An 11,008-nucleotide genomic window follows, 5' to 3' on the forward strand; every position below is an offset into this window, starting at 1 on the left:
GGGCCTGATCAGTGGCGGAAGGCCGCAAGGGGGATGGAGATCCAGGCGGGGCGGTTGCGGGCCTCGTAGACGACCTCGTAGACGGCCTTCGACAGCTCGAAGGCCCGCAGCAGGGCGGCGTCGCCGGGCGTGATGAGGCCGCCGCCCTGGAGGTAGCCGTCGAGGAACGCCGACCGGTTGCGGGCGGACCACTCCTCGGCCTTGGGCTCCAGCCTCTCGGCCTCGGAGTGCCCGGCGAGCAGGTGGCGGGCGGCGTAGTCGAAGGAGCGCAGCATCCCGGCCACGTCGCGCAGCGGCGAGGACAGGGCGCGGCGCTCGGCCAGCGGCTGGCCGGGCTCGCCCTCGAAGTCGAGCACCACCCAGTCGGTGGTGGTGCGCATCACCTGGCCGAGGTGGTAGTCGCCGTGCACCCGCTGCACGGGCACCTCGGTGGTCAGCTCCTCGACCTGGTGGTAGGCGGCCTCCAGCACGCCGACGTACGGGCGCAGCTCGGGCACCTCGGCGACCGCCCGGCCGAGCCTGCGCCTGAAGCCCTCGGCCATCCGCTTGACCTCGTGCATCTCGACCACGCCGGTGGGGAAGGCGGCGGCCAGCTCGCGGTGGACGGCGGCGGTGGCCGCGCCGAGCCTGGCCGCCTCGGCCGCGAAGTCGCCGCCCGCGTCGGCGGCCGACAGCCCCGACAGCGAGTTGTACAGGTCGCGCACGCTGGTCAGCGCCAGGTCCCAGCCGTCGGTGGAGTTCGACAGGAACTCCTGCATGATGGCCAGCGTGGTGGGCGTGCCGTCCAGGTCGGTCTCGATCCACCCGTACGGCTGGGCGACGTGCGGCGCGCCGCGCTCGGCCAGCGCGGTGACGACCTCCAGCTCGGGGTTGACGCCGGGAATGAGCCGCCGGAAAAGCTTGCAGATGTACGCGTCGCCGAAGACCAGCGAGGTGTTGGACTGCTCGGCCCCCAGCACGAGGCTGCGCGGCGAGGTGTCGATCTCGACGCCGGGCAGGTGGCGGAACCGCACGCCGTCCTGGCCGGTGCCGCCCGCCATCGACTCCAGCATCCAGTGGGTCAGCTCGTTGTCGTGGACGGCGTCGTAGGCCGACCATTCGGCGCCGCCCGTCGCGTACGGGCCGATGAGGGCGTGGTTGAGCGTGTCGGGCAGCTCGGTGCGCAGCCCGAGCAGGAGCTGGTAGCGCTCGCGGGAGCCGTCCTGCCACACGGAGACGATCAGGTGGCGCAGGCTGGGGTCGCCGGACTGGATGACGACGTCCGACTCGATCGACAGGGAGTCGATCGGGCGCCCCTTGCCACCGAACCAGCGCTGTCTGCTGATCCATGCGGCAAGGAGCTCATCCAGCACGTCTTACTCCTCCTGGGTGATGGCCGGCGGGAGGGTGAACCAGTAGAACCCATGCCCAGGAAGCGTCAAAAGATACGGAAGTTCGCCAATTGCCGGGAATGGCACCCCGCCCATCGTCTCCACCGGGGAGACGCCGACGAATCTGCGCAGGTCCAGCTCCACCGGCTGCGGGAAGCGGGACAGGTTGTTCACGCAGAGCATGCGGTCGTCGCCCAGCTCGCGGACGAACGCCAGCACGCTCGGGTTGGAGGAGTTGAGCTCGGCGAACTCGCCCAGGCCGAAGACCGGGTGGCGCTTGCGGATCTCGATCATGCGCCGGGTCCAGTGCAGCAGCGAGCCCGCGTTCTTCTGCTGCGCCTCGACGTTGAGCCCCTGGTAGCCGTAGATCGGGTCCATGATGACCGGCAGGTAGAGGCGGCCGGGGTCGCAGTCGGAGAAGCCCGCGTTGCGGTCGGGGTCCCACTGCATGGGCGTGCGGACGCCGTCGCGGTCGCCCAGCCAGATGTTGTCGCCCATGCCGATCTCGTCGCCGTAGTAGAGGACGGGTGAGCCGGGCAGCGACAGGAGCAGGGCGGTGAACAGCTCGATCTGGTTGCGGTCGTTCTCCAGCAGGGGCGCCAGGCGGCGGCGGATGCCGACGTTGGCGCGCATGCGCGGGTCCTTGGCGTACTCGGCGTACATGTAGTCGCGTTCCTCGTCGGTCACCATCTCGAGGGTCAGCTCGTCATGGTTCCGCAGGAAGATCCCCCACTGGCAGTTCTCCGGGATCTTCGGCGTCTGGGCCAGGATCTCGGAGATGGGGTAGCGGGACTCGCGGCGCACGGCCATGAAGATGCGCGGCATCAGCGGGAAGTGGAAGGCCATGTGGCACTCGTCGCCGCCGCCGACCGGGTCGCCGAAGTACTCGACCACGTCCGACGGCCACTGGTTGGCCTCGGCCAGCAGCACCCGGTCCGGGTAGATCCGGTCCACCTCGGCGCGCACCCGCTTGAGGTATTCGTGCGTGCGCGGCAGGTTCTCGCAGTTGGTGCCCTCCTCCTCGAACAGGTAGGGCACCGCGTCCAGGCGGAAGCCGTCGATGCCCAGGTCGAGCCAGAAGCGCAGCACCTCCAGCATCGCGTCCTGCACGTCCGGGTTCTCGTAGTTGAGGTCCGGCTGGTGGTGGAAGAAGCGGTGCCAGTAGTACTGGCCGCGCACCGGGTCGTAGGTCCAGTTGGAGGTCTCGGTGTCGATGAAGATGATGCGGGCGTCGGAGTAGGCGCTGTCGGAGTCCGACCAGACGTAGAAGTCGCCGAACGGGCCCTCCGGGTCGTGGCGGGACGCCTGGAACCAGGGATGGGCGTCGCTGGTGTGGTTCATCACGAGGTCCGCGATGACCCGCATGCCGCGTTTGTGCGCCTCGTCGACCAGTTTCACGAAGTCTCCCAGATCCCCGAACTCGGGCAGGATCTTCATGAAGTCGGCGATGTCATAACCGCCGTCGCGCAGCGGCGACTCGTACAGCGGCAACAGCCACAGGCAGTCGACGCCGAGCCATTGGAGATAGTCGAGCTTGCCGATCAGGCCCTTGATGTCGCCGGTGCCGTCGCCGTTGGAGTCGGCGAAGCCCCTGATCAGCACCTCATAGAACACCGCGCGCTTGTACCATTGCGGATCGCGCGGCTTCTCCTCGTCGAAGGAGTTGGGAATGGGTGTGGAGCTCATGAGCGACCCCCAGGGTTGCTCATGAGGGAGGCGCTTTCACACACGTTGAAGACTCCCCGCTGAATTCAGTTCTACCGTGGCGAGGCCCGGACGGTCAGAATGTGGGCTGGCTGGATGTGAGGGTCGAGGCGCACGTAGTTGCGCTGCCGCCAGCGGTACGACTCGCCCGACAGGTCGTCGTCGACGACGAACTCGGCGTTCCAGTCGAGACCGATCGCGGGCAGGTCGAGTTCGACCGTGGCCTCATGGGTGTGGTGCGGATCCAGATTGATCACCGCCAGAACGACGTCGCCCAGCCCGTGCCTTCGTGTGGCCGTGTCATAGGCGCCCGGGAGTCGTTTGGAAAAGCAGATGATGTCCGGTTGGTCGACCATGTGGAACCGTAGATTACGCAATTCCTGGAGCGCCGGATGGGCTCTTCGGAACAAATTCAGCTGTGTGATGAAAGGCGCGAGGCTGCGGCCCTCACGTTCGGCCGTGGCCCAGTCGCGCGGCCTGTACTGATATTTCTCACTATCCAGGTATTCCTCGCTACCGGGGCGTACTGGGACATTTTCCGTGAGTTCGTACCCCGAATAGACGCCCCACGTCGGCGAGGCCAGCGCGGCGAGCACGGCCCGGATCTTGAACGCGGGCAGCCCGCCGTGCTGCAGGTACTCGTGCAGGATGTCCGGCGTGTTGACGAACAGGTTGGGCCGCAGGAAGCGCGAGGTCTGGTGGGCCAGCTCCGACAGGTAGGACTCGACGTCGGACTTGGAGTTCTTCCACGTGTAGTACGTGTAGGACTGGTGGAAGCCGATCTTGGCCAGCGTCTGCAGCATCGCCGGCCGGGTGAACGCCTCGGCCAGGAAGAGCACGTCGGGGTCCGTGGCGTGCACGTCGGCCATCAGCCGCTCCCAGAACGCCACCGGCTTGGTGTGCGGGTTGTCGACCCGGAAGATCCGCACGCCGTGGTCCATCCAGTGCCGCAGCACCCGCTTGACCTCGGCGTAGATGCCCTCGGGGTCCTTGTCGAAGTTCAGCGGGTAGATGTCCTGGTACTTCTTCGGCGGGTTCTCGGCGTAGGCGATCGTCCCGTCCGCCCGGATCGTGAACCACTCGGGGTGCTCCTTGACCCACGGGTGGTCCGGGGAGCACTGCAGGGCGAAGTCAAGCGCGATCTCCATGCCCAGCTCGCGGGCCTTGGCGACGAACGCGTCGAAATCGCCGATGGTGCCCAGATCAGGGTGGATCGCGTCGTGGCCGCCGTCCTCCGAGCCGATCGCCCACGGTGAGCCGGGCTCGTCGGGCTCCGGGCTGAGCGTGTTGTTGCGGCCCTTGCGGAACGTGTGGCCGATCGGGTGGATCGGCGGCAGGTAGACGACGTCGAAGCCCATCTTGGCGATGGCGGGCAGGCGCTTGGCGGCAGTCTGGAAATTTCCGGACTTGGTGATGCCGGAGTCGCTCACCACGGCGCCCTCGGAGCGCGGGAAGAACTCGTACCAGGACCCGTACAGCGCCCGGCGCCGGTCCACCCTGATCCGGTGCTGCTTCGCCCTGGTCACCAGGTCGCGCAGCGGGTGGGCGGCCAGCAGCGCGGCCGTCTCCGGCAACTGCGCGATCGACAGCCTGGCCCGCGGGTCCAGCTCCTCGTTGCGCAGCGTCGAGGCGATCGCGAGCAGCGCGGCCCGGTGCCCGCAGGCCCCGTCGCCGTTGCCGTTGCCGTTGGCCCCGTTGCTTCCGTTGCCGCCGTTGGCCCCGTTGCGGCCGTTGGCGCCCCCGTTCCCGGCGGTGGTCCTCGCAGTGGCCCCTGCGGTGGTTCCCGCAGTGGTCCCCGGGGCGGCCGTGCCGGTCGTGCGGGCCTGGACCGCCGGGTGGCCCGTCCCGTTCGGCCCCGGGCAGTCGGCCTGGCGCACCGCCCTGGCGGCGCGCTCGAAGAGCCGGGCGCCCTCCTCGCACATCAGGTCGGTGTCCATGCCACGCGGGATCTTGATCTCCGCGTCGTGCAGCCAGGTGGCGATGGGATCGCTCCACGCCTCCACGCGGAACAGCCACTCGCCCTCGGCGGGCAGGCAGACGTCGACCGCCCACCGGTCGGTGCCCGGGGCGAGCTCGCGCATCCGTCTCAGCCGCTCGCGGCGGCCGTCGGGCGAGGTGAGCACCACCCCGGCGGCCACGGCGTCATGGCCTTCCCTGAAGACGGTGGCCGAGACCTCGAAGGTCTCACCGGCGACCGCCTTGGCGGGCCACTGCCCGCAGTCGACGACGGGGGAGATGTCCGTGATGGGAATTCGTCCGATCATCGCATTCAAAGGTTGCGACGGCACACTCGGTACCGCCGGAGGCTTTCCGTGGCAGGAACGATCCTTGCATGTGAATTGCGGGCAGCAGTGGATAGAACCCCCGAGTGTCCCCGGGAGAACTGACATTGGAAGAAGTTGCCCCAATAGTCCCTCTTCATGCTTCCTCCTGGAAGGGGTTTGAAGTTCCTCCCTCCCGGTGAAGGACTCAGAGGTCCCTCCTAGCCCATAGGGTTCGAAATTGTGAGAGCTATCCGCCGGTTCACCGTCCGGACCGTCCTGCCCGCGGAGCTGGCCGCACTCGGCGAGCTCGTCCACAACCTGCGCTGGTCGTGGCACCCGGAGACGATGGACCTCTTCGCCGAGGTCGACGCCGCACTCTGGGAGCAGATCGGCCACGACCCCGTCGCGCTGCTGGGCGCCGTCGGCCACGAACGGCTGGCCGAGCTGGCCGCCGACCGCCGCTTCCAGCGCCGGCTCGCCGACGCCGCCGACGACCTGCGCGAATACATGACCGCGCCGCGCTGGTACCAGACCCTGCCCGACGCCGCCCGGGCCATCGCCTACTTCTCGCCCGAATACGGGATCGCCGCCGCCCTGCCGCAGTACTCCGGCGGCCTCGGCATCCTGGCGGGCGACCACCTGAAGGCGGCCAGCGACCTCGGCGTGCCGATCCTGGCCGTCGGGTTGCTCTACCGCCACGGCTACTTCACCCAGTCGCTCTCGCCCGAGGGCTGGCAGCTGGAGCACTACCCGTCGCTCGACGCGGGCGGGCTGCCGCTGAGCCAGCTCAAGGAGGCCGACGGCACGCCGGTCAAGGTCCGCGTCGGCCTGCCCGCCGGCCGGGTGCTGCACGCGCAGGTCTGGGTGGCGCAGGTCGGCCGGGTGCCGCTGCTGCTGCTCGACTCCGACGTGGCCGAGAACGACAGCGCCGCCCGCGACATCACCGACCGCCTCTACGGCGGCGGCACCGACCACCGCCTGATGCAGGAGCTGCTGCTGGGCGTGGGCGGCGTGCGGGCCATCCGCGCCTACTGCCGCATCACCGGGCACCCCGACCCCGAGGTCTTCCACACCAACGAGGGCCACGCCGGCTTCCTCGGCGTGGAACGCATCCGCGAGCTGACCGAGGCGCGGCTCTCGTTCGACGAGGCGCTGGAGGCCGTACGGGCCGGCACGGTGTTCACCACGCACACGCCGGTTCCGGCGGGCATCGACCGGTTCCCCGTCGACATGATCGCCCGCCACTTCGGCGGCGACAACGCCTGGCCGACCGTGCCCGTCGAGCGCATCCTGGCGCTCGGCGCCGAGGCCGACCCGAGCCGGTTCAACATGGCCGTCATGGGCATGCGGCTGGCCCAGCGCGTCAACGGCGTCTCCGAGCTGCACGGCGAGGTCAGCCGGGAGATGTTCAAGAACCTGTGGCCCGGCTTCGACCTCGACGAGGTGCCGATCGGCTCGATCACCAACGGCGTGCACGCGCCGACCTGGGTGGGCCGCGAGTTCATGGAGCTGGCCGGGCGCGAGCTGCCGTCGCTGCTGGAGCGGGCGCGCGGCTGGGAGGGCGTGCAGAAGATCTCCGACGCGGAGATCTGGCACATCCGGGGCACGCTGCGCCGCCGCCTGGTCGAAGGGGCCAGGGAGCGGCTGCGCGCCTCGTGGCGCGACCGCGGCGCCTCGCCCGCCGAGCTCGGCTGGATCGACGACGTGCTCGACCCCGAGGTGCTGACGATCGGGTTCGCCCGCCGGGTGCCGTCCTACAAGCGGCTCACGCTCATGCTGCGCGACGCCGAACGGCTCACCGAGCTGCTGCTCCACCCCGACAAGCCGGTGCAGATCGTGATCGCCGGCAAGGCGCACCCGGCCGACGAGGGCGGCAAGAAGCTGATCCAGCAGATCGTCAAGTTCGCCGACCGGCCCGAGGTGCGCCACCGCATCGTGTTCCTGCCGGACTACGACATGGCGCTGGGCCAGCTGCTGACCCAGGGTTGCGACGTGTGGCTCAACAACCCGCTGCGCCCGCTGGAGGCGTCCGGCACGTCCGGCATGAAGTCGGCGCTCAACGGCGGCCTCAACCTGTCCATCCGCGACGGCTGGTGGGACGAGTGGTACGACGGCACCAACGGCTGGGCGATCCCCACGGCCGACGGCGTCAGCGACCCCGACCGGCGCGACGAGCTGGAGGCGGCGGCCCTCTACGACCTGATCGAGCACGAGGTGTCCGACCGGTTCTACGACCGGGCGGGCGACGGGCTGCCACGCCGGTGGATGGAGATGGTCAAGCACACGCTGACCTCGCTCGGCCCCAAGGTGCTCGCCGGGCGGATGCTGCGCGACTACGTGGTCGACCTCTACACCCCGGCCGCGCGGGCCGCGCGCGAGCTGTCCGCCGATCACCACGCGCCGGCCAGGGCGTTCGCGGCCTGGCGGCTCAAGGTGACCAAGGGCTGGCCCGGGGTGCGGGTGGAGCACGTGGAGGCGTCCGGCGTGGGTGACACGCCGGAGGTCGGCGCGTCGCTGGAGCTGCGCGCCACGGTCGCGCTGGGCGACCTGGAGCCGGGCGACGTCCGCGTGGAGGCCGCCTACGGCCGGGTCGGCCCGCACGACGAGCTGCTGCACCCCGCCTACCTGGCGCTTTCCGCCGACGGCGTCGACGACGACGGTCGCGCCCACTACATCGGCGTGGTCCCGCTCGACCGCACCGGCGCGTTCGGCTACACCGTGCGCGTCGTGCCCCACCACCCGCTGGTGGCCGCCAGCGCGGAGCTGGGGTTGGTCGCCGTTCCGGAGGAGCCCGCCGGGATGACCAACGGGACGTTGCGGTAGGGCGGCTCCCGGTAGAAATGTGCTGAACCAGCGGCATAATCTGCACTGTGGACGACAGCGGGAACGGCCTGCGGGCAGACACACTGGTGGCGACGGTCCGCGGCGTGCTGCCGTCCCTGACCCCGGCCGCGCGCACCGTCGCCAGGCTGATCCTGGAGGATCCGGCGACGGTCGCGCGCAGCACGATCACCGAGCTGTCGGCCGCCTCCGGCACCAGCGAGGCGACGATCGTGCGCACCGCCCGGCTGCTCGGCTTCGCCGGCTACCCGCAGCTCCGCCTGGCCCTGGCGGCGGCCGCCGCCCAGCCGGACCGGCTCGTCCCCGGTGACCTCGCGCCCGACGACCCGCTGTCGGAGGTCATCCTGAAGGTCGCGCGGGCCGAGACCGAGGCGATCAACGACACCGTCGCCCAGCTCACCTCCGAGCGGCTCGGCCTGGTGGTCGACGCCATCGCCGGGGCCCGCCGGATCGACGCCTACGGGGTGAGCGCCTCCGGCCTGGTCGCCGAGGACATGGCGCAGAAGCTGATGCGGATCGGCCTGTCCAGCCACGCCTTCCAGGACGCCCACCTGGCGCTGACCAGCGCGGTGCTGCTCCGGGAAGGCGACGTGGCGATCGGCATCAGCACCTCGGGTGAGACGCCCGACGTGATCGAGCCGCTGACGAGGGCGGGGGAGGCGGGCGCGACCACGGTCGCGATCACCAACAACCCCCGCTCGTCCATCGCGGAGCTGGCCGAGCACGTGCTGATCTCGGCCGGGCGCGAGACCGAGTTCAGGCCCGGCGCGCTGGCCAGCCGCATCAGCCAGCTCCTCGTCGTCGACTGCGTCTTCGTCGGCGTCGCCCAGCGCACGTTCGACTCCTCACAGGAGGCTCTCGCGAGCACCAGGCGCGCCGTCGAGGAGTTCACTAAGCGAGCGTCACCCGCACGTCGTCAGCCTTGACGAACATCACCCGGTGCCCGAACTGGATCTGCAGATACTTCGTCTTGCCGCGGACCACGGTGTGGCCGGCCGGGTCGAAGGTGACGGCCCGGTAGTACTCGGCCGCCGCCGTGCCTGACAGCGTGTACTTCTCGCCCGCCGAGAACGTGTACTGCAACGGCGTCACCGCCTGGTACGGGATGCCCTCGGGGTAGGCCTCCTTCTCCGGGTACGCCCTGCCGTACACCGGGACCGTGGCCAGGCCCGGCTTGGGCGTCACGACGAGGCCCATCGACGGGATGGCGGTCGGCGCGGCGGCCGGGTTGTGGAACCACGCCTTCTGGCCGAGATACCAGATGGCCGTCCAGTCGCCCTGCCGGTCGGCCACGGCGAAGCGCTGGCCGGTGCTGGCCCGCGCGCTGTGGTCGTACACGCTGTAGAGCGACTCGCCCGTGGGGTGCTTGCCGATGTCCTTGACCAGCGGCGCGTCGGCGCGCGGCTCGGTGCGCAGCCAGACGGTGCCGGCGGGCAGCGGCGGGCAGGCGGCCTCGGGGTTCTTGCGGTCGCAGCCGTAGAAGTACGGCTTGTTCGTGGCGAAGTCGGGCCTGATCATGACGCTGCCCGAGTTGGGCCCGCCGAACGGGTGCAGCGGCTTGCCGAGCAGCTTGAAGTAGTGCGCCCAGTCCCAGAACGGCCCCGGGTCCTCGTGCATGCCGCGGACGGTGGTCGGCAGCGTGCCGGGCACGTTGTCGTGGCCGATGATGTGCGCGCGGTCGAGCGGCACGCCGTGCTTGAACGCCAGGTAGCGGACGAGCTTGGCGGACGTGCGGTACATCGCCTCGGTGTACCAGGTGCTGCCCTCGGCGAGGAAGCCCTCGTGCTCCAGGCCGATCGACTTGGCGTTGATGTACCAGTTGCCCGCCTGCCAGCCGACGTCCTTGGTCTTGATGTGCTGGGCGATGTGGCCGTCGGAGGAGCGCAGCGAGTAGTGCCAGCTCGCGCCGTAGGTGGCCCGCTGGACCAGGCCGATCGACGGGCCGAAGTAGCCCTCCATGTCATGGATGACGATGTAGTCGACCTTCTGGTTGTGCGGCCGGTTCGACAGGTCGTGGTTGCCGTAGTCGTCGGGCGGCAGCTCGGCGTAGGCGGCCGGGATCCACTCGCACGAGATCGTCGGCGGGCACTCGACGCCGTCGCGGCGCGGCGGGCGCAGGCCGAGCTTCTCCAGCCACTTCTCGACCTTGTCCAGGCCGGGGACCGGGTCGAGCTTCACCCGGTGGCCGTCGTCGGTGACGCGCTGCTCGCCCTGCTCGATGGTGGCGAAGACCTCGTCGGCGAAGAACCTGGCGGCCTCGGCCTCCTCGGCCCCCGAGTACCGGGCGACCGCGCCGTACCATTCGCCGGGATTGTCGCTGAACGGCGCGCCGAGCGCCTTCTGGTACTCGGCCAGCAGCGCCGCGCCGCCGCGGATGTTGGCCGCCGGGTCGGTGCGCAGCCGCTCGTGGCTCTCGCCCGTGAGCTCGGCGGCCTTCTCCATCGTGCGCAGCGACGCGGGGATCTCCACCGGCGCCGCCTGGTGCTCGGGGACGACCAGCGGCCTGCTCTCGTCGCCGCGCGCGTCCTCCGCGCCCTCCTCGTGGTGGTGGTTCGTCCCGGTGTACGCGGCCGCGTCGGTCAGGTGCATGGGCCCGAAGCCGGCGTCGTTGCTGGGCTGGCCGGCGTGGGCGTCCCAGCGTGACTCCAGGTAGGAGACGCCCAGCAGCACGCTCTGCGGAACCTTGAACTCCTCGGCCGCGGCCGCGAAGGCGGCCTGCCGGTCGTCCGGTTCGGCGGCGGCGCGGGCGCCGGTGAGGTTGACTAAGGGCAGAATGGCGACCGCGGCGATCGCCAGCGCTCTGCGCATGTACCGCTCCTTGACTGGGGG

The 11,008-nt window shown here is 70.2% G+C and carries 6 protein-coding genes; 2 read left to right on the top strand and 4 right to left on the bottom strand.

The window, feature by feature from the left end:
* Positions 1 to 8 precede the first annotated feature (8 nt).
* The 3 genes from AB0J53_RS24010 to AB0J53_RS24020 all read right to left on the bottom strand — a co-directional run bounded on the left by AB0J53_RS24010 (position 9) and on the right by AB0J53_RS24020 (position 5,338).
* Complete coding sequence (locus AB0J53_RS24010; protein WP_364175908.1) at positions 9 to 1,352, bottom strand: phosphotransferase; 1,344 nt, start codon at positions 1,350 to 1,352, stop codon at positions 9 to 11.
* A gap of 3 nt (positions 1,353 to 1,355) precedes the next feature.
* A complete protein-coding gene (gene treS, locus AB0J53_RS24015; protein ID WP_364175911.1) occupies positions 1,356 to 3,056 on the bottom strand; it encodes a maltose alpha-D-glucosyltransferase in 1,701 nt (566 codons plus the stop codon).
* 71 nt (positions 3,057 to 3,127) lie between these two features.
* Positions 3,128 to 5,338, bottom strand: coding sequence for an alpha-1,4-glucan--maltose-1-phosphate maltosyltransferase (locus AB0J53_RS24020; protein WP_364175914.1), 2,211 nt, complete (start codon positions 5,336 to 5,338; stop codon positions 3,128 to 3,130).
* A 240-nt stretch (positions 5,339 to 5,578) separates the two neighbouring features.
* Between AB0J53_RS24020 and glgP the strand changes: the two genes are divergently transcribed.
* Positions 5,579 to 8,161, top strand: coding sequence for an alpha-glucan family phosphorylase (gene glgP, locus AB0J53_RS24025; protein ID WP_364175917.1), 2,583 nt, complete (start codon positions 5,579 to 5,581; stop codon positions 8,159 to 8,161).
* Positions 8,162 to 8,208: 47 nt separating this feature from the next.
* On the top strand, positions 8,209 to 9,105 hold the full coding sequence (locus tag AB0J53_RS24030; protein ID WP_219501009.1) for a MurR/RpiR family transcriptional regulator: 897 nt from the start codon (positions 8,209 to 8,211) through the stop codon (positions 9,103 to 9,105).
* Here AB0J53_RS24030 and AB0J53_RS24035 read toward each other — a convergent pair.
* Positions 9,071 to 10,987 (bottom strand): peptidoglycan recognition family protein, encoded by a 1,917-nt coding sequence (locus tag AB0J53_RS24035; protein ID WP_364175921.1) that lies wholly within the window; start codon positions 10,985 to 10,987, stop codon positions 9,071 to 9,073. The two genes, AB0J53_RS24030 and AB0J53_RS24035, sit on opposite strands and share 35 nt — an antisense overlap.
* Between the last annotated feature and the right edge of the window lie 21 nt (positions 10,988 to 11,008).

Origin of the sequence: Nonomuraea sp. NPDC049725 (genome assembly GCF_040674795.1) — a bacterium.
In the GTDB taxonomy this organism is placed as follows: Bacteria; Actinomycetota; Actinomycetes; order Streptosporangiales; family Streptosporangiaceae; genus Nonomuraea; species Nonomuraea ceibae.